The following is a 19,173-nucleotide window of genomic DNA, read 5'->3' on the forward strand; positions in this document are numbered from 1 at the left end:
AGCAGGGTGTGGCGGCTATTCTAACCGCAGCGACTTCGCATTTTGCTTGAATCTTCGAGAAGGATTGACCCATGACAAGGCGTTTGGCAGCAGCACTGGCCATCACCGCGAGCCTGTTGCTCGGCGGTTGCGGTGCAGATTACGGCCTGGACCAGCACGGTCAGGCAGTGAAAGCCGAGCAGATTGAAGGGCACTGGCTGGTGCTCAATTATTGGGCGGAATGGTGCGGCCCGTGCCGCATAGAAATTCCCGAACTCAACGCAGCTGCCAAGCAATGGCAGGGGCAGGGCGTGCAGGTGCTCGGGGTGAACTTCGACGGCCTGCAGGGTGAAGACCTGAAAAAGGCCAGCGAAGCGCTGGGCATCGGCTTCACGGTACTGGCCAGCGACCCGGCCGAGCGTTACGAATTGCCGCGTAGCGAAGCCTTGCCGGTGACCTACATCATCGATGACAAAGGCAAGGTGCGTGAGCAGTTGATGGGTGAGCAGACCCTTGAGGGATTGACCCAGAAGGTCAAGGCGCTCAAGGGCGCCTGACAGCAGACTCAAGCCACAAGCTACAAGCTGCAAGAAAGAGCCAGACCGCGCACAGTCTGCTCTTACTTGCGGCTTGAAGCTTGTAGCTTGCCGCTTAAGTCAACCCTCTTCCGGCCAGAAGCGCAGCGGCTTGCCCTCGGCTGGCCAGAAACGCACCTGCTCGATCGGCGAGATATCCCAGCGCTGTACGGTTTCCAGCGCCTGCAGGAAGCGTTTTTCCTGCTCCATAAGCGCCGGTGCGCACAGCTTGCGGGTGCTACCGACCTTGCCGAAGGTCAGCTTGTCGCCCTCCAGCTGGTACGGCGCGAACCAGTGGTTGCAGCCGCCATTGCCATAAGCGCGGCCGTCGGCGGCCAGGGTCAGGGTCAGGTGGCTGTAGTCCATCAGCGGACGCTCGCCAATCCACTCCAGCAGGTAGCTGCGTTCCTGTTCCAGCTTCATCGGCTCGGCGGCGCAACCCAGCAGGGCGGTGCCGATCAGGCCTGAGAGCAACAGCGTTTTCACTGGGCCGTCTCCTTGCATTTCGGGCACAGGTGTTTGTCGCCGCGGCTGATCCAGCCCAGTTCCGCGATACGCGCGCTGGCGGCGGGTTGCTGGGCCTTCTTGCCCAGTTTGGCGTCGACCGCGAACTCGAAGTTCAGGGTGGCCTGGCAGCTGTCGCAGTTGACGTCCCAGGTGTGGATCGCCAGCTCGCCGAACACCGGGCCGCTGGCCACCGCGACCCATTGGCCGGTCGGGTTGATCAGGTGGCGCACCGATTCCACGGTCAGTCGCATGGACAAATCCTTGCTGCCCTTGAGGGTCACCAGTAGAACGTCGTTCTTCTGGATCGAGCCGCCGTTGCCGGTCACTTGATAGCGGCCTGGCACCAGGGCGCGGCACTCGATCAGGGTGTGTTGCGGGTTAAACAGGGTGTAGCGGAAATCGTGTTCGACCATGGGTCCTCCAAATCTGCCGCGTATCCTAGCATCAACCCTCGACCAAGTTCTGCGCATTGCCTGCCGCCCAGCGGGTTATGTTGTCCAGGGTGGTAGTGGCAATGGCCGCCAGTGCCTCGCGGGTGAGGAAGGCCTGGTGGGCGGTGACGATCACATTGGGGAAGGTCAGCAGCCGTGCCAGTACGTCGTCCTGCAGGGGCAGGTCGGAGCGGTCCTCGAAAAACAGCTGGGCTTCTTCTTCATAGACGTCCAGCCCCAGGTAGCCGAGCTGGCCGCTTTTCAGTGCCTCGATCAGCGCCGGGGTATCGACCAAGGCGCCGCGGCCGGTATTGATCAACATGGCCCCTGGCTGCAGCTCGGCCAGGCTCTGGGCGTTGATCAGGTGCCGGGTGTCGTCGGTCAGCGGGCAGTGCAGGCTAATGACTTGCGCCTGGCGCAGCAGCTGCGGCAGGCTCAGGTAGCGCGCACCGAGCGCCAGCAGTTCGGGGTTGGGGTAGGGGTCGTAAGCCAGCAACTGGCAACCGAAGCCGGCCATGATCCGGGCAAAGGCCGCGCCGATCTGCCCGGTACCGACCACGCCGACGGTCTTGCCGTGCAAGTCGAAGCCGGTCAGGCCGTGGAGGGTGAAGTCGCCTTCGCGGGTGCGGTTGTAGGCCCGGTGCAGGCGCCGGTTGAGCGCCAGGATCAGCGCCACCGCGTGTTCGGCCACGGCATGGGGTGAATAGGCCGGTACCCGCACCACCGCCAGGCCCAGGCGTTTGGCGGCGGCCAGGTCGACATGGTTGTACCCGGCCGAACGCAGGGCGATCAAGCGTGTGCCGGCGGCGGCCAGGCGCTCCAGCACGCCAGCGCCGAGGTCATCGTTGATGAAGGCGCAGACCACCTCATGGCCGGCGGCCAGCGGTGCGGTGTCTTCGGTCAGGCGTGCGGGCTGGAAGTGCAGCTCAAGCCCCGGCACGGCAGTGGCGCTGGTGAAGCTGTCCTGGTCGTAGGTCTGGCTGCTGAAAAACAATACGCGCATGGGATGTTCCTGAAGGCTTTGCCGGAAAGTTTAACCAAGGGGCAAGGATTCGGCCTTGCCCCAGGTCAGCCAGGGCTCAGGCGCTCATGCGCGCCTGGGCCGTGAGCCGGGTGATGGCCCGGTCCAGTTCGTCCAGGGCTTGCGGCGCCTGTGGGTCATCCTGCTTGAGCAAGGTTTCACTGCGTTGGCAGGCGGCGCGCAGTTGCGGTACGCCGCAGTAGCGCGAGGCGCCATTGAGCCGGTGCACGCGCTCGATCATGCCATTGCGGTCGGCTGCCTCGCGGGCGGCGCGAATCGCTTCGCGGTCAGACTCCAGCGATGCCAGCAGCATCGCCAGCATATCGGCGGCCAGGTCCGGCTTGCCAGCGGCCAGGCGCAGGCCTTCCTCGGGGTCGAGCACCTTCAGTTCGCTGCTGTCGGGCGTGCGCTCCAGCGGGCGTTCCGGGCGTGGCGCGCCGAGGGCCATGCCGGTCCACTTGAGCACCACCTGGGCCAGCTGGCGTTCGCTGATCGGCTTGGTCAGGTAATCATCCATGCCGCTGTGCAGCAGGGCACGCTTTTCGTTGGCCATGGCGTGGGCGGTCAGGGCAACGATCGGCAGCGCCGGGCCGCTCTGGCTGCTTTCCCACTGGCGGATCTGCTCGGTGCATTCGCGCCCGTCCATGCCGGGCATCTGCACGTCCATCAGCACCAGGTCGAAACGCTCGTCCTGTACCGCCTGAACCGCCGCATAACCGCTGTCGACCGCCAGCACTTCGGCGCCGAGGTCCTCCAGCAGGGTTTGCACCAGCAGCAAGTTGGCCGGGTTGTCGTCGACGCACAACACTTTTGGCAACGGCTGGTCGGACACCGGCTTGCTTTCGCTGCCCGGGCGCCGTGGCTGGACCATCTCGACCAATGCCCGGCGCAGCTTGCGCGTGCACGCAGGCTTGGCCTGCAACTGGCCGTGGGCGTTGGGCAGGTACGGATGGTAGAGCGCCTGCTCGGTGGTCGGGCACAGCACCAGGGCCTGGCAGGCGAAGCCCTCCAAATGCTGGATGTACTGGCCGAGGCGTTCCGGCGAGAGGCTGTCGAGGTTGACCCCGAGCACCGCCAGCTCGAAAGGTTGCCCGGCCAGGGTGGCGGCTTCGACCGCGTGCAGCAATTGTTCGACGGTGACGAACAGACTGACGCTCAGGCCGCAGTCTTCCAATTGGTGCTCCAGGGCCTGACGCGCCAGTTCGTGGCTGTCGACAATCGCCACGCGGCGGCCCACCAGTGGTTGCATGGGCAGGTCTTCGGCATCGTCGCGGGCCTTGGGCAGACTCAGGCTGATCCAGAACAGCGAACCTTCGCCGGGCGTGCTGTCGACACCGATCTCGCCGCCCATCTGCTCGATCAGGCGCTTGGAAATCACCAGACCCAGGCCAGTGCCACCGGGCTGGCGCGACAACGAGTTGTCGGCCTGGCTGAAGGCCTGGAACAGCGCCCGCACGTCCTGGTTTGACAGGCCGATGCCGGTATCCTGAACGCTGATGCGCAACTGTACGCTGTCTTCGCGCTCATCCTCGAGCATGGCCCGGGCGACGATGGTGCCCTCGCGGGTGAACTTGATGGCGTTGCTGACCAGGTTGGTGAGGATCTGCTTGAGCCGCAGCGGGTCACCGACCAGCGACAGCGGGGTATCGCGATATACCAGGCTGACCAGCTCCAGCTGTTTGGCGTGGGCGGCCGGGGCGAGGATGGTCAGGGTGTCCTGGATCAGGTCGCGCAGGTTGAACGGGATGCTGTCGAGCACCAGCTTGCCGGCCTCGATCTTGGAGAAGTCGAGGATCTCGTTGATGATGCCCAGAAGGCTGCCGGCGGATTTTTCAATGGTGCCCAGGTAGTCGAGCTGGCGCGGAGTCAGTTCGCTTTTTTGCAGCAAGTGGGTAAAGCCGAGAATGCCGTTGAGCGGCGTACGGATCTCATGGCTCATGTTGGCGAGGAACTCGGACTTGATCCGGCTGGCCTCCAGGGCCTCCTTGCGCGCCATGTCCAATTCGATGTTCTGGATCTCGATAGTTTCCAGGTTCTGGCGGACGTCTTCGGTGGCCTGGTCGATGCTGTGCTGCAGCTCTTCGTGGGCGTTGTGCAGGGTTTCGGCCATGCGGTTGATACCGGCCGCCAGTTCGTCCAGCTCGTAGCTGCCCATCGCCGGCAGGCGCTCTTCGAGGTTGCCGTCCTTCAACTGGGTGACCGCGTACTTGATCTGACCAATCGGGCCGTTGATCGTGCGGCTCATGCGCAAGGCCAGCAGGGCGGTGGCGGCCAGGCCCAGAAGAATCAACAGCAGGCTGGTGAACAGGCTGCGGTAGCCGCGCAGCAGGGTGCCGTCGTGGGACAGTTCGACTTCCACCCAGCCGAGCAGGCGGTCGGCTTCACCGGGGATCAGCTCGCCAGCCAGGTCCCGGTGGCGGCCGAACACCGGCAGCAGGTAGCGGGTGGCGTCATTGCCGGTGCGTTGCAGCAACTGCGTGCCGCCACCGGTGGGTGCCTGGTTGAGCATGCTCGGGCCGGCATGGGCCAGGGCGTTGCGGTCGGGGCCGAGGAAGGCCACGGCACGCACATCGGACTGCTCCAGGGCCTGGGCGGCGATGCGTTCCAGCTGCGCCGGGTCGTGCCGCGCCAGGGCCGGCGCCACCAACGGCGCCAGTTGCTCGGCAATCATTTTGCCGCGTTGCAGCAGTTGGGTCTGCAGCTCGCTCTGCTGCAACCAGGTGAAGTAGCCGCCCAGCACCAGCGCCATCAGGCCGGCTGGCAACAAGGCAAGCAACAGCACGCGGCTTCTGATCCCCAATCTATTCAGCACGCCACTCTCCTGTGCTCGGTAAGCGCTGTAAGCCTCCGCCAGCTCCTGCTGACAGACCAAGTCGGAAAAGTACCGCGCCTACTCGCGTAATGCACTCATTTGTATCTGCTTTTGTCGATTGCCAACTATAACTGCGGCTTTGCTCGAGCCCCGGTTGCCTGCGCACAGCGAATGCCGAATAATTGCGTGATTGAGAATTGCTAGCATCGGCCAATGACTCCTGTATCTATTCGCACCTCCAACATCCTTGCCATCGAGGACGATCCGGTCCTGGGCGCCTACCTGCGTGAAGAGCTGCAACGCGGCGGCTTCAAGGTCACCTGGTGCCAGAATGGCAACGAAGGCCTGCAGGTCGCGCAAAACAGCTGCTTTGACGTGGTGCTGATGGATATCCTGCTGCCGGGCCTCAATGGCCTGGATGTGCTGGCGCAACTGCGCCAGAGCAGTTCGACGCCGGTGATCCTGATGTCGGCGCTGGGCGCCGAGGCCGACCGCATTACCGGCTTCCAGCGCGGCGCCGATGACTACCTGCCCAAGCCCTTCAGCATGGTCGAGCTGCAGGTGCGCATCGAGGCGATCCTGCGCCGGGTGGCACTGGAACGCCGTCATCAACAACCCGCTCAGGTGCAGGCCGGGGAATTGCGTTTTGATGAAGAGGCCTGCGATGTCAGTTATGCCGAGCAGTGGGCGGGGCTGACCCTCAGCGAGTACCGCCTGCTCGACACCCTGCACCGCAGCGATGAAGAGGTGCTGAGCAAGGCCTTCCTTTATCAGCAGGTATTGCAGCGTGGCTATGCCCGCCACGATCGAAGCCTGGACATGCATGTCAGCCAGATCCGCCGCAAGCTCAAGGCCATCGGTTACCTCGAACGTGAAGTGCGCACGGTGTGGGGCAAGGGTTATGTGCTCAGCGCCGCCGAGGTTCACTGAAGTGCCCAATCGCCATTCAGTGTTCTGGAAACTGGCCATCCTGCTGGTGGGCTTCTGCCTGCTGATGATCGGCCTGAGCTGGACCTGGGGCCGGCATATGGAAACCCAGAACGCGTTCCTTTCCGAGCAGGCCAAGAGCACGCTGCAAGGCTATGCCAGCGAAGCCGAGCAGGCCTGGTTGCGAGGAGGGCAGGGCGGTGTCGACGCCTGGCTGGCGGCACTACGTGAAAAGGAGTCCGGTTGGGGCGGGGTGATCGGCCCGGACCTGCGGTCATTGAGCAGCACGCCGCTCAACGAGGCTGAAAGCCGGCGCCTGACTTTTTTGCGCGGCATTGACTGGCCGGTGAGCCCACGCTCGATCGGCATGCCGTGGATGCGCCTGCCGTTCCCGCAGCAGCCGCACCTGGGCACCCTGGTCATGGAACTGCCGCAACGCCTGGCGCCGGGGCAGTACCGGGTGCTGTGGCGGGTGGTGACCAACGGCATCATCCCCGGGCTGTTTACCCTGCTGTTGTGCGTCGGCCTCTATCGCATGCTGATCGTGCCGCTGATCCAGTTGCGTGAGCAGGCCAATGCCTGGCGCGCCGATCAGCTCGCAGCGCGGGTGGCCAGCAGCACCACCAGTCGCCAGGACGAACTGGGCGAGCTGGGCCGCGCCTTCGATGACATGGCCGAGCGTCTGCAAGGCACGGTGGCCCTGCAACAGCAGTTGTTGCGCGATCTCTCCCACGAACTGCGCACGCCCTTGAGCCGCCTGCGCGTGGCCTGCGACAGCGAGGCTGATGCCGGGCAATTGCGCGAACGCCTGGGCCGGGAAATCGACTGCATGCAGCGCCTGGTCGAGGATGCCCTGCAACTGGCCTGGCTCGACACCGAGCGCGCACCACTGAGCAAGGAGCCGATCCAGGTCCAGGCGCTGTGGGAGATGCTGGCCGAAGATGCCTGCTACGAAAGTGCCTGGCCGGCTGCGCAACTGCACTGTGCGCTGGACGCCTCGTGCTGGGTGCAGGGCAACCTCAACAGCCTGGCCCAGGCCCTGGAGAACATCTTGCGCAATGCCATTCGGCATTCGTCAGCCGGTGGCGTGATTCGCCTGGATGGTCGACGCCAGGGCGATGACTGGCTGATCTGGCTGCAAGACCAGGGTGGTGGCGTGGCGGAGGGGGAGCTTGAGCGCATCTTCGCGCCGTTTACCCGGCTCGATGGTTCACGCCCGGGCGATGGCGGCTTCGGCCTGGGCCTGAGTATTGCCCGCAACGCCATCGTCCGCCAGGGCGGGCGCTTGTGGGCGCAAAACACCGGCCAGGGCCTGCGCCTGAACATGCAGTTGCCAGCGGTGTGATCTCCTGTGGGAGCGGGCTCGACCCGCGATAGGGCCGCAACAAGCACCCGGACCCCCTGCTTATAGCTCGCAGCTATAACCCCAACACATTGCGTGATATGGGCAAATCCCGTTTGCCGGTATGATAGGCGCCCCCGCAGTCTGGATTGCGAATACGCCATGACCTTGCAGTACCCAACCATCGCCGATTGCGTCGGCAACACGCCTCTGGTCCGCCTGCAGCGCATTGCCGGCGAAACCAGCAATACCCTCCTGCTCAAGCTCGAAGGCAACAACCCGGCAGGCTCGGTCAAGGACCGGCCGGCGCTGTCGATGATCACCCGCGCCGAGCTGCGTGGGCAGATCAAGCCGGGCGATACCCTGATCGAAGCGACCTCGGGCAATACCGGCATCGCTCTGGCCATGGCGGCGGCGATCAAGGGTTACCAGATGATCCTGATCATGCCCGACAACTCCAGCGCCGAGCGCAAGGCGGCGATGACTGCCTACGGCGCCGAGCTGATCCTGGTCAGCAAGGAAGAAGGCATGGAAGGCGCCCGCGACCTGGCCGACCGCCTGCAGGCCGAAGGCCGTGGCCTGGTGCTCGACCAGTTCGGCAATGGCGACAACCCTGAAGCCCACTATGTGAGCACCGGCCCGGAAATCTGGCGCCAGACCCAGGGCACCATTACCCATTTCATCAGTTCCATGGGCACCACCGGCACCATCATGGGCTGCTCGCGCTACCTCAAGGAGCAGAATCCGGCGGTGCAGATCGTCGGCCTGCAGCCGATGGAAGGCTCGGCCATCCCCGGCATTCGCCGCTGGCCGCAGGAATACCTGCCGAAGATCTACCAGTCCGAGCGCGTTGACCGCGTGGTCGACATGGCCCAGAGCGAAGCCGAAGAAACCACCCGCCGGCTGGCCCGCGAAGAGGGCATTTTCTGTGGTGTGTCCTCCGGTGGTGCAGTGGCAGCCATGCTGCGCCTGTCCCGCGAGCTGGAAAACGCCGTGATGGTGGCGATCATTTGCGACCGTGGCGACCGTTACCTGTCGACCGGCATTTTCGATTCAGTGAACTGATGTCCAAGAACAAACGTAACAGCGGCCTGCGCTTTCAGCCGGCCGGTGGCACCCGTGCGCCACAGATCCCCACCGGCAAGAAACAGCGTCTGAGTATCGAGCGCCTGGCCGGTGACGGCCGTGGCATTGCCTTTCTCGACGGTCGCACCTGGTTCGTCAGTGGCGCCCTGGCCGAGGAAGAGGTCGAAGCGCGGGTGCTCAACACCCACGGCAAGGTGGTCGAGGCTCGCCTGGAGCGGGTGTTCAATGCCAGCCCGGCGCGCCGCGAGGCCCCGTGCAAGCACTTTGACCGCTGCGGTGGCTGCAACCTGCAGCACCTGTCCCATGCCGATCAGCTGGCGCTCAAGCAACGCCTGTTGGCCGAGCAGTTGCAACGGGTCGCTGGCGTGCAGCCCGAGCATTGGGCGGTGCCCTTGACCGGGCCGGAATTCGGCTACCGGCGCCGGGCACGGGTTGCCGTGCGTTGGGACAACAAGGCAAAAAATCTCGAAGTCGGCTTTCGCGCCGAAGCCAGCCAGGACATCGTCGCCATCGACGACTGCCCGGTGCTGGTACAACCCTTGCAGTCGATCATGCGCCACCTGCCAACGCTGTTGCGCAGCCTGAGCAAGCCGCAGGTGGTGGGCCACGTCGAACTGTTCAGCGGTACCGCGCTGGCGCTGCTGTTGCGCCATACCGGGCCACTGGGCGAGGGCGACCTGGCGCGTCTGCAGGCGTTCAGCGCCGAGGCGGGGGTACAGCTGTGGCTGCAAGGCGAGGGTGAACCTTTGCCGGTGGAAGCCGGTCAGAGCCTCGGTTTCCGCCTTGAGCCCTGGAGTCTGGAGCTTGCGTACCGGCCCGGCGATTTCGTCCAGGTCAACGCTCAGGTCAACACCGCAATGATCGAGCAGGCCCTGGCCTGGTTGGCGCCCACGGCCGATGAACGCGTGCTCGACCTGTTCTGCGGTCTGGGCAATTTTGCCCTGCCGCTGGCCCGGCAGGCGAAGGAAGTGGTGGCGGTGGAAGGGGTGCAGGCGATGGTCGAGCGGGCGGCCGCCAATGCCCGTAGCAACAATTTGCATAACACGCAGTTTTTTCAGGCCGATTTATCGCAGCCTTTGGCGGCGTCGGGCTGGGCCGCAGGAGGCTTTTCTGCGGTACTCTTGGACCCACCGCGTGATGGTGCATTTGAGGTTGTGCGAAAAATCGCAGACCTCGGCGCGAAACGTCTTGTTTATGTATCGTGCAATCCGGCGACCCTGGCCCGCGACACCGTCGAACTGGTCAGGCAGGGTTACCGGTTAAAAAGTGCCGGGATTCTCGACATGTTTCCTCAAACGGCGCATGTCGAAGCCATGGCGTTATTCGAAGCGGGTTAGCCAGGCTGACGCGTTCGGCGCTGCACCTTGGGTCCGGCAGGGGCAGCACCAGTGATTTCAAGCGCATCGCGAATGCGCTGTAGGGAAAGGTAAACAAAGATGGTACAGGTGAGAGTGCACCAGCCGGTCAACACCGACGGCAGTATCAATCTCGAAGCATGGCTGGATCATGTGGTGAGCGTCGACCTGGCGCTGGACCGGGAGGCCCTCAAGGCCGCTTGCGAGTTCGCCCAGGACATCGAGAAGAAGGGCAATCCGGCCAAGCATTCCTGGGCCGATGGCACGTCGAGTTTCCAGGCCGGCCTGGAAATCGCCGAAATCCTTGCCGACCTCAAGCTCGACCAGGACTCGCTGGTCGCCGCGGTCATCTACCGCGCCGTACGCGAAGGCAAGGTGACCCTGGCTGAAGTCGGCCAGCGCTTTGGCCCGGTGGTATCCAAGCTGATCGACGGCGTGCTGCGCATGGCCGCCATCAGCGCCAGCCTGAGCCCGCGCCACTCGCTGGTGCTGGGCTCGCAGGCGCAGGTCGAGAACCTGCGCAAGATGCTTGTGGCCATGGTTGATGACGTCCGTGTGGCGCTGATCAAGCTGGCCGAACGTACCTGCGCGATTCGCGCGGTCAAGGGCGCCGACGACGAGAAACGCAACCGCGTCGCCCGTGAAGTCTTCGACATCTATGCACCTTTGGCCCACCGCCTGGGCATCGGTCACATCAAGTGGGAGCTGGAGGATCTGTCTTTCCGCTACCTCGAACCCGATCAGTACAAGCAGATCGCCAAGCTCCTGCACGAACGCCGGCTGGACCGTGAGCGCTTCATCAGCGACGTGATGAACCAGCTGCAGAACGAGCTGCTGGCCACCGGCGTCAACGCTGACATCAGCGGCCGGGCCAAGCACATCTATTCGATCTGGCGCAAAATGCAGCGCAAGGGCCTGGAGTTCAGCCAGATCTACGACGTGCGCGCAGTGCGCGTGCTGGTCCCGGAAATGCGCGACTGCTACACCGCGCTGGGCATCGTCCACACCCTCTGGCGGCACATTCCCAAAGAGTTCGACGACTACATCGCCAACCCCAAGGAAAACGGCTACCGCTCGTTGCATACGGCGGTTATCGGCCCTGAGGGCAAGGTTCTCGAGGTGCAGATCCGCACCCACGCCATGCACGAAGAGGCCGAGCTCGGCGTCTGCGCGCATTGGCGCTACAAGGGCACCGACGTCAAGCCCAGCTCCAACCACTACGAGGAGAAAATCTCCTGGTTGCGCCAGGTGCTGGAATGGCACGAAGAGCTGGGCGACATCGGTGGCCTGGCCGAACAATTGCGGGTTGATATCGAGCCGGACCGGGTCTATGTATTCACCCCCGATGGCCACGCCATCGACTTGCCCAAGGGCGCTACGCCGCTGGATTTTGCCTACCGGGTGCACACCGAGATCGGCCACAACTGCCGCGGGGCGAAGATCAACGGCCGCATCGTGCCGCTCAACTACAGCCTGCAGACCGGTGAGCAGGTCGAGATCATCACCAGCAAGCACGGCAACCCCAGTCGTGACTGGTTGAACTCGAACCTGGGCTACGTCACCACCTCGCGGGCGCGGGCGAAGATTGTCCACTGGTTCAAGCTGCAGGCCCGCGACCAGAACGTCGCCGCCGGCAAGACCTTGCTCGAACGCGAACTCAACCGCCTGGGGCTGCCGCAGGTCGACTTTGAACGCCTGGCGGAAAAAGCCAACCTGCGTACCGCCGAGGACATGTTCGCCTCGCTGGGCGCCGGTGACCTGCGCCTGGCGCACCTGGTCAACGCCGCGCAACAGTTGGTGGAGCCGGAGCGCAGCGATCACGTCGAACTGGTGCCGCGCAAGGCTACCGGCTACAAGCCGGGCAAGCGTGGCGACATCCAGATCCAGGGCGTCGGCAACCTGCTGACGCAGATGGCCGGTTGCTGCCAGCCGCTGCCGGGCGATGCGATCGTTGGCTATATCACCCAGGGCCGCGGCGTGACCATTCACCGCCAGGACTGCGCCTCGGTGCTGCAACTGGCCGGGCGCGAGCCGGAGCGGATCATCCAGGTCAGCTGGGGCCCGGTGCCGGTGCAGACCTACCCGGTGGATATCATCATCCGCGCCTACGACCGTCCGGGCTTGCTGCGTGACGTTTCCCAGGTCCTGCTCAACGAGCGGATCAACGTACTGGCGGTCAACACCCGCTCGAACAAGGAAGACAACACCGCATTGATGTCGCTGACCATCGAGATCCCCGGTCTGGATGCCCTCGGGCGTTTGCTGGGGCGGATTTCGCAGCTGCCGAACATCATCGAGACGCGGCGTAACCGTACGCCGTAAGACTGCTATCGCGGGTCAAGCCCGCTCCTGTAGGAGCGGGCTTGACCCGCGATGAGGCCTGACCCGAGAGAACCTTTTGATGTATACCCTGGACGACCTGCTCCACCTCATGGCCCGCCTGCGCGACCCGCAGCATGGCTGCCCGTGGGACCTCAAGCAGACCTACGCGACCATCGTTCCCTACACCCTCGAAGAAGCCTACGAAGTGGCCGACGCCATCGAGCGCAGCGACTTCGAGCACCTGCAGGGTGAGCTCGGTGACCTGCTGTTCCAGGTGGTCTACTACAGCCAACTGGCGCGCGAAGAAGGCCGGTTTGAATTCGACGGGGTGGTCGACAGCATCACCCGCAAGCTGATCCGCCGCCACCCGCACGTATTCCCCAGCGGCGAGCTGTACGCCGCCCTCGATACGCCCAAGCTCGACGAAGCCCAGGTCAAGCAACGCTGGGACGAGATCAAAGCCCAGGAGCGCGCCGAGAAGGGCGAGCCCGAGCAGTTGTCGTTGCTCGACGATGTGCCGGCAGCGTTGCCGGCCCTGTCGCGGGCAGCCAAACTGCAAAAGCGCGCGGCCCAGGTCGGTTTCGACTGGCCGGATGCCTTGCCGGTGCTCGACAAGGTCCGTGAAGAGCTTGATGAAGTGCTGCAGGCCATGGCCGACGACGACAGCGTGGCCCTGGCCGATGAGCTCGGCGACCTGCTGTTCGCTGCGGTCAATTTGGCCCGGCACTTGAAGGTTGACCCGGAAAACGCCCTGCGCGGGGCGAACAAAAAGTTTGAGCGACGTTTCCGTTTTATCGAACAGGCATTGCGCGACATAGGCCGTCCGATTGAAGATTGCACCCTCGAAGACATGGACGCGCTCTGGGGCGAAGCCAAACGTCAGGAAAAGAACCTGCCCAGCTGCGGCTGAGCTGTTGCATAAGTGAGTGAACGATGAGCCTTTCCCTTCGCGACCAATTGCTCAAGGCCGGTCTGGTCAACCAGAAACAGGTCAAGCAGGTCAGTAAAGAACAGAAGAAACAAAAGCGCCTGGAGCACAAAGGCCAGGTCGAGGTCGACGATACCCAGCAGCGGCTGGCCAAGGAAGCCATGGCTGAAAAAGCCAAGCGCGACCAGGAGCTCAACCGCCAGCAGCAGGAGAAGGTCGAGCAGAAGGCCCGCGCCGCCCAGGTCAAGCAATTGATCGAAGTCTCGCGCCTGCCCAAGCTGACCACCGAGGACTACTACAACTTCGTCGACGACAAAAAGGTCAAGCGCCTGTCGGTCAACGCTCTGATGCGCAGCAAGCTGAGCAGCGGTTCACTGGCCATCGTTGCCCATGGCGGCGGTTACGAAGTGATTCCTCGCGAGGCGGCGCTGAAGATCCAGGAGCGTGACCCGCAGCGTATCGTCCTGCTCAACACCCAGGTTGAAGAGCCAGATGCCGACGATCCGTACGCAGCCTATGTGATCCCTGACGATCTGATGTGGTAAAGACGACAAACCCCGCTTCGGCGGGGTTTGTTTTTCTGGAGGGGGTTATTGCTGTTGCCGTCTGTTCTCGAGGTATTCCAGCTCGATGCGGTAGCTGTGGGCCTCATGCTCATTGTGGAACATGCCAACCAGTTCGCCCTGCTGATGCACATCCCAGATGCGCACGCCTGCAGCCAGGCCTTCGTGTGACATTTTGCTTTCGTCGCGCTCAGTTACTTTGACAGTCATCTGCAAACTCCACTTTCAGTTAACTGCGGCACCGTGTCGCAGGTCTCTTTTATAGAATTTGTTAGCAGGCTAAGTAAATGGTCGGCGCATGAAACATCTTTCATGCAGGGGGAGCACCACCGCACACACATAAAAAACCCCGCACAAGGCGGGGCTTCGGGTTACTGCCAGCAATCAGGGCGATCAGTTGCCCTTGACCGCCTTGCCATCGACCGTGCCGTCTTGCAGTACGATTACGTACTCCTTGCCGTCGGTCTCGACCTGACGCAGTTGTACCAGCAGGTAGTCCCAGTCCTTGGCGAACCACAGCTCGGTGATGCGCTTGCTCTGGCTCGGGTCGCGTACGCGCTCGACCTTGATGGCATCGACCTGGCCGGTCTTGGTGGTGACTTTTTCGCTGCCCAGGACGCGGAAGTCGTAGGTATCGATCTCGTCGCCATCGACCACCTGGTAGCTCACGCTCTTCTTGCCCGCTGCTACGTCATGCTGCAGGGCCAGTTGATAGGTGGACTTGTCCAGCACGCCGCGGTTGAGCGGCAGGTTGACGGCGTCACCGCGGTCAGTGCCGGTGATCTTTTTGGTCGACCAGTCGAAATCCAGATCGACCTTCTTGGCCTTGCCCAGGCCGCCACGTTCAAAGTGGTAGGTCTGTGGCAGCAGGGTGTCCTTGTCCAGCTTCAGGGTACTTTGCTCAGTCAGGCTGGCGATCATCATCGATGCCTTGAAATTGAGGCTCCAGGTACCATTGGCGTTCTTTTCCAGGCTGCGCTCGGCAGTGCCGCTCATGGGCAACTGCTTCCAGTCGGCGGTGTAGCTGGCCGAGAAAGGCTTCAGATCGGCTGCCTGCAAAGGCAGCGCGAGCACGGCGAGAGCGAAGAGCAGGGCGCGACGCATAATTTCTCCTAGGGTCGAATCAAGTGGCCGCTGGCCGCCAGAGGCTGGCCATCCAGTAGAGCACCGTGCTCGCCCAGGCGCAAACGGCCCTCGGCAAACCAGCGCACCGCCAGCGGATAGATCAGGTGTTCCTGGCTGTGAACCCGCTGTGCCAGACGTTCTGGCGTGTCATCCAACTCTACCGGTATTACTGCTTGTACGACCAGCGGCCCGCCATCGAGTTCCTCGGTGACGAAGTGCACGCTGCAGCCATGCTCGGCATCACCGGCTTCCAGCGCCCGTTGATGAGTGTGCAAGCCTTTGTACTTGGGCAGCAGGGAAGGGTGGATATTCAGCAGGCGGCCCTGGTAGTGGCGGACGAAGCCGGCACTGAGGATGCGCATGAAGCCGGCCAGCACCACCAGTTGCGGCTGGAAGCCATCGATCAGCTCGACCAGCGCCGTGTCGAACGCCTCGCGGCCGTCGAAGGCCTTGTGGTCGAGCACGGCGGTGGCGATACCGGCGTCTTGGGCGCGCTGCAGGCCATAGGCGTCGGCGCGGTTGGAGATGACCGCGCAGATCCGCACCGGGCTGTCGCCGGTGCGGGTGCTGTCGATCAACGCTTGCAGGTTGCTGCCGGTGCCGGACAACAGCACCACGACATCACAGGTCTTGCTCGGCATCAGTGTGCCTTGACGTTCTTCAGTTCGACCTGGGCAGCGCCTTCGGCGGCAACGCCGATCTGGCCGATGACCCATGGCTGCTCGCCCGCTTCACGCAGGACGTTCAGGGCGGTGTCGACCTGGTCCTGAGCGACGCAGATGACCATGCCGACGCCGCAGTTCAGCACACGGTGCATTTCGTGCTCGTCGACGTTGCCTTGCTGTTGCAGCCAGTTGAACACCGCCGGGCGTTCCCAGCTGGCCACGTCAACCACGGCCTGGGCGCCTTTTGGCAGGACCCGCGGGATGTTGTCGAGCAGGCCGCCACCGGTGATGTGGGCCATGGCCTTGACCGCGCCGGTGTCCTTGATCAGCTTGAGCAGCGGCTTGACGTAGATGCGGGTCGGGGCCATCAGCAGTTCGGTCAGCGGCTGGCCGTCGAGCTGTACGGTTTCGATGTCGGCACCGCAGACTTCGATGATCTTGCGGATCAGCGAGTAGCCGTTGGAGTGCGGGCCGGACGATGGCAGGGCGATCAGGGCGTCGCCGGTGGCAACCTTGGAGCCGTCGATGATTTCGGCTTTTTCCACCACGCCGACGCAGAAGCCGGCCAGGTCGTAGTCTTCGCCTTCGTACATGCCTGGCATTTCAGCGGTTTCACCGCCAACCAGGGAGCAGCCGGCCAGTTCACAGCCAGCGCCGATACCGGTGACTACAGTGGCGGCAACGTCGACATTGAGTTTGCCGGTAGCGTAGTAGTCGAGGAAGAACAGTGGCTCGGCACCGCAGACCACCAGGTCGTTGACGCACATGGCGACCAGGTCCTGGCCGATGCTGTCGTGCTTGTTCAGGTTCAGGGCCAGGCGCAGCTTGGTGCCGACGCCGTCGGTGCCGGAGACCAGAACCGGCTGCTTGTAGCCGGCCGGGATTTCGCAGAGGGCGCCAAAACCGCCCAGGCCGCCCATGACTTCCGGGCGCGCCGTGCGCTTGGCAACGCCTTTGATGCGTTCGACCAATGCTTCACCGGCGTCGATGTCTACACCGGCGTCCTTGTAGCTCAGGGAGGGTTGCTTGCTCATGATCCAGGCCTTTAGGGGGGAGGGATTCAGGGGAATCGACCGTGACCTGCCAGGCAAGGCGGAGAAAATCCGGCTGCCTGACCGTCGCCGGTCTGCGAAGGCGCGCGATTTTATCAGGGTTGCCCGGTAGCGGCCATCCTCAGGCCGACGGGCAGAGCCTTTATCTGGCTAAAAATACGCTTTAACAGTGTGCGACTGGTTGCCACGGCGCAGGCTGTATAAGGTATAGCAAAGGCGATGGGCAGAATTTACCGCGCGCGGTTGAATGTTTTACCAGGTGCTGCGGTCTGAGCAGCGTCCGTTTTGTCACCCTCGCTTCTTTATTACCAGGACAGGAATCCTCCATGCGTTTGCGTAACTACCTGGCCGCTGGCTGTCTGGCCCTGTTCGGCCTCTCGGCTCAGGCCGAAACCCTCTCCGGCCTGTATCAGGTCCGCGAACCGGTCAACGGCCAGGGCGCCGAAGCCCGCACCCAGGCCACCGAAAAAGCCCTCGAGACTCTGGTGCTGCGCCTGACCGGCGATGCCAAGGCCGCGCAAAGCCCGGGCCTGGCCGCGCTGCGCAAAGACCCGCAACAGATCATCAGCCAGTTCGGATTCGAGGCAGGTCCCCCGGAAACCGTGCTGGTCGACTTCGACCCGGGCAGCACCGAGCGTGCCTTGCGCCAGGCCGGCCTGGCCCTGTGGGGCAACAACCGGCCATCGATCCTCGGCTGGTGGTTGAACGACAGCATCGAAGGCTCAAGCCTGGTCGGCGACGGCCAGGGCAGCGCCGAACCGCTGCGCCGCGCCGCCCAGCACCGCGGCCTGCCGCTGCGTCTGCCACTGGCCGATTTGCAGGAGCAACTGGTCGCCACGGGCAAGAACCTCGAAGGCAGCGACCCGGCGCCGCTGCGTGAAGCCTCCGAGCGCTATGGCGCCGACGCCTTGCTGGCGGTGCACGCCAGCGAAGCCGATGGCAAATGGCAGGGCAAGTGGCGCCTGTGGCTGGGCGATCAGCGCGAGCAGGGCACTGTCGAGGGCGCTGATCAGGCGGCCCTGGCCGATGCCGTGATGCTTGCCGTCAGCAACCGCCTGGCTCCGCGTTTCGTCGCCCGTCCAGGCGCCAGCAGCGAGATGCAGGTCCAGGTCCAGGGCATGACCCTGGAGCGTTATGCCGAACTGGGTCGCGTGCTCGAACCCTATGGGGCGCGGCTCAAGAGCGTGCAGGGCGATACCCTGACCTATCAGGTCACCGGCAACAGCGATCAGTTGCGCGCGCAACTGGGCCTGGCCAAGTTGCAGGAGCTGCCGGCCGAAGCGCCAGCGGCACCTGTGGCAGCCGACCCAGCCAACCCCGGGGCAACCCAGGCGGCGGCCCCGCAACCGTTCAACGGCCTGCGTTTTCGTTGGTAAATCCTGACCTGGCCGGGAGCCGTTCATGACTGATACACGTCGCTGGGTATGGGTAGGCGGGGCGCTGCTGTGTGCGGCCTTGCTCTATTGGCTGCACCCGATTCTTTCGCCGTTTCTGGTCGGCATCCTGCTGGCCTACCTGGCCGACCCGCTGGTCGATCGCCTGGAGCGCGCCGGCCTGTCGCGCACCTGGGGCGTGGTGGTGGTCTTTACCCTGTTCACCCTGTTGCTGACCTTGTTGCTCCTGGTGCTGGTGCCGATGTTGGCCAAGCAGCTGGTGCGCCTGTACGAACTGGCGCCGCAGATGCTCGACTGGCTGCAGCATCAGGCCCTGCCCTGGGTGCAGGTACGCCTGGGCCTGGCCGACGGCTTCTGGAAGTTCGACAAGATCAAGGCGGCCATCAGCGAGCACATGGGTCAGACCACCGATATCGTCGGGGTCATCCTGTCCCAGGCCACCGCGTCGGGCCTGGCCCTGATCGGCTGGCTGGCCAACCTGGTGCTGATCCCGGTGGTGAGCTTCTACCTGCTGCGCGACTGGGACCTGATGATGGCCAAGGTCCGCAGCCTGCTGCCGCGCCAGCGCGAGGAGCGGGTGGTGGCGTTGGCCGGCGAGTGTCACGAGGTGCTGGGCGCGTTCGTTCGCGGCCAACTGCTGGTGATGCTGGCCCTGGGCATCATCTATGCCTCGGGGTTGATGCTGGTGGGCCTGGAGCTGGGTCTGTTGATCGGCTTGCTGGCGGGACTGGCGGCGATCGTGCCGTACATGGGCTTCATCATTGGCATCGGCGCGGCGATGATCGCCGGGTTGTTCCAGTTTGGTGGCGATCCCTACCCGCTGCTTGGCATTGCCGCAGTGTTCATGATTGGTCAGGCCCTGGAAGGCATGGTGCTGACGCCGTTACTGGTCGGTGACCGCATTGGCCTGCACCCGGTGGCGGTCATTTTCGCCATCCTCGCCGGTGGCGAAATGTTCGGCTTTACCGGGGTGCTGCTGGCCTTGCCGGTGGCGGCGGTGATCATGGTGCTGCTGCGCCACGTGCATGACCTGTATAAAGAGTCGGACATATATGCTGGCGAAATAGACCCGGATTTGTAAAAGGACAC

The 19,173-nt window shown here is 63.8% G+C and carries 18 protein-coding genes; 10 read left to right on the top strand and 8 right to left on the bottom strand.

Going from position 1 to position 19,173, the window contains the following annotated elements:
* Positions 1-71: 71 nt before the first annotated feature.
* Positions 72-536 carry a TlpA disulfide reductase family protein gene (locus F8N82_RS03945; protein ID WP_038993901.1) on the top strand — a complete coding sequence of 155 codons (465 nt, stop codon included), beginning with the start codon at positions 72-74 and terminating at the stop codon, positions 534-536.
* Between the two features lie 99 nt (positions 537-635).
* Here the strand turns inward: F8N82_RS03945 and F8N82_RS03950 are convergent, their stop codons facing one another.
* The 4 genes from F8N82_RS03950 to F8N82_RS03965 form a co-directional block, all read right to left on the bottom strand.
* On the bottom strand, positions 636-1,040 hold the full coding sequence (locus F8N82_RS03950; RefSeq protein WP_038993902.1) for an META domain-containing protein: 405 nt from the start codon (positions 1,038-1,040) through the stop codon (positions 636-638).
* Positions 1,037-1,474, bottom strand: a complete 438-nt coding sequence (locus tag F8N82_RS03955) for a hypothetical protein (RefSeq protein ID WP_038993903.1) — start codon at positions 1,472-1,474, stop codon at positions 1,037-1,039. The genes F8N82_RS03950 and F8N82_RS03955 overlap by 4 nt, the downstream gene beginning before the upstream one ends.
* Positions 1,475-1,505: 31 nt before the next feature.
* Complete coding sequence (locus F8N82_RS03960) at positions 1,506-2,495, bottom strand: 2-hydroxyacid dehydrogenase (RefSeq protein ID WP_038993904.1); 990 nt, start codon at positions 2,493-2,495, stop codon at positions 1,506-1,508.
* Positions 2,496-2,571: 76 nt separating this feature from the next.
* Positions 2,572-5,325, bottom strand: a complete 2,754-nt coding sequence (locus tag F8N82_RS03965; RefSeq protein ID WP_038993905.1) for a response regulator — start codon at positions 5,323-5,325, stop codon at positions 2,572-2,574.
* Between the two features lie 213 nt (positions 5,326-5,538).
* Between F8N82_RS03965 and F8N82_RS03970 the strand changes: the two genes are divergently transcribed.
* The 7 genes from F8N82_RS03970 (at position 5,539) to F8N82_RS04000 (ending at position 13,830) form a co-directional block, all read left to right on the top strand.
* Positions 5,539-6,255, top strand: a complete 717-nt coding sequence (locus tag F8N82_RS03970) for a response regulator transcription factor (protein ID WP_038993906.1) — start codon at positions 5,539-5,541, stop codon at positions 6,253-6,255.
* Positions 6,227-7,597 (top strand): sensor histidine kinase, encoded by a 1,371-nt coding sequence (locus F8N82_RS03975; protein WP_038993907.1) that lies wholly within the window; start codon positions 6,227-6,229, stop codon positions 7,595-7,597. The genes F8N82_RS03970 and F8N82_RS03975 overlap by 29 nt, the downstream gene beginning before the upstream one ends.
* A 159-nt stretch (positions 7,598-7,756) precedes the next feature.
* Entirely contained in the window at positions 7,757-8,659 is a 903-nt protein-coding gene (gene cysM, locus F8N82_RS03980; RefSeq protein ID WP_038993908.1) for a cysteine synthase CysM, read from the top strand.
* The gene (gene rlmD / locus F8N82_RS03985; protein ID WP_038993909.1) at positions 8,659-10,017 is read left to right on the top strand and encodes a 23S rRNA (uracil(1939)-C(5))-methyltransferase RlmD; all 1,359 of its coding nucleotides are present in this window, start codon (positions 8,659-8,661) and stop codon (positions 10,015-10,017) included. Before cysM ends, rlmD begins: the two co-directional genes overlap by 1 nt.
* Before the next feature lie 99 nt (positions 10,018-10,116).
* Complete coding sequence (gene relA / locus F8N82_RS03990) at positions 10,117-12,357, top strand: GTP diphosphokinase (RefSeq protein ID WP_038993910.1); 2,241 nt, start codon at positions 10,117-10,119, stop codon at positions 12,355-12,357.
* 79 nt (positions 12,358-12,436) lie between these two features.
* A complete protein-coding gene (gene mazG / locus F8N82_RS03995; protein WP_038993911.1) occupies positions 12,437-13,267 on the top strand; it encodes a nucleoside triphosphate pyrophosphohydrolase in 831 nt (276 codons plus the stop codon).
* A gap of 23 nt (positions 13,268-13,290) precedes the next feature.
* On the top strand, positions 13,291-13,830 hold the full coding sequence (locus F8N82_RS04000; protein WP_038993912.1) for a DUF2058 domain-containing protein: 540 nt from the start codon (positions 13,291-13,293) through the stop codon (positions 13,828-13,830).
* Positions 13,831-13,875: 45 nt separating this feature from the next.
* On the opposite strand, the gene F8N82_RS04005 is transcribed toward F8N82_RS04000, so the two are convergent.
* The 4 genes from F8N82_RS04005 to purM all read right to left on the bottom strand — a co-directional run bounded on the left by F8N82_RS04005 (position 13,876) and on the right by purM (position 16,672).
* Positions 13,876-14,058 (bottom strand): hypothetical protein, encoded by a 183-nt coding sequence (locus F8N82_RS04005; RefSeq protein ID WP_038993913.1) that lies wholly within the window; start codon positions 14,056-14,058, stop codon positions 13,876-13,878.
* Positions 14,059-14,241: 183 nt separating this feature from the next.
* The gene (locus F8N82_RS04010) at positions 14,242-14,952 is read right to left on the bottom strand and encodes a DUF3108 domain-containing protein (RefSeq protein WP_038993914.1); all 711 of its coding nucleotides are present in this window, start codon (positions 14,950-14,952) and stop codon (positions 14,242-14,244) included.
* Positions 14,953-14,960: 8 nt separating this feature from the next.
* Positions 14,961-15,614: a phosphoribosylglycinamide formyltransferase gene (purN, locus tag F8N82_RS04015; RefSeq protein ID WP_038993915.1), complete on the bottom strand. Its 654-nt coding sequence runs from the start codon at positions 15,612-15,614 to the stop codon at positions 14,961-14,963.
* On the bottom strand, positions 15,614-16,672 hold the full coding sequence (purM, locus tag F8N82_RS04020; RefSeq protein WP_038993916.1) for a phosphoribosylformylglycinamidine cyclo-ligase: 1,059 nt from the start codon (positions 16,670-16,672) through the stop codon (positions 15,614-15,616). The genes purN and purM overlap by 1 nt, the downstream gene beginning before the upstream one ends.
* Before the next feature lie 344 nt (positions 16,673-17,016).
* On the opposite strand from purM, the gene F8N82_RS04025 reads away from it, so the two are divergent.
* Both F8N82_RS04025 and F8N82_RS04030 read left to right on the top strand, forming a co-directional pair.
* Positions 17,017-18,066: a DUF2066 domain-containing protein gene (locus F8N82_RS04025; protein ID WP_038993917.1), complete on the top strand. Its 1,050-nt coding sequence runs from the start codon at positions 17,017-17,019 to the stop codon at positions 18,064-18,066.
* A 25-nt stretch (positions 18,067-18,091) separates the two neighbouring features.
* Positions 18,092-19,165, top strand: a complete 1,074-nt coding sequence (locus F8N82_RS04030; RefSeq protein ID WP_038993918.1) for an AI-2E family transporter — start codon at positions 18,092-18,094, stop codon at positions 19,163-19,165.
* Positions 19,166-19,173 lie beyond the last annotated feature (8 nt).

It is taken from the genome of Pseudomonas fluorescens, from assembly GCF_902497775.2.
Taxonomy (GTDB): domain Bacteria; phylum Pseudomonadota; class Gammaproteobacteria; order Pseudomonadales; family Pseudomonadaceae; genus Aquipseudomonas; species Aquipseudomonas putida_F.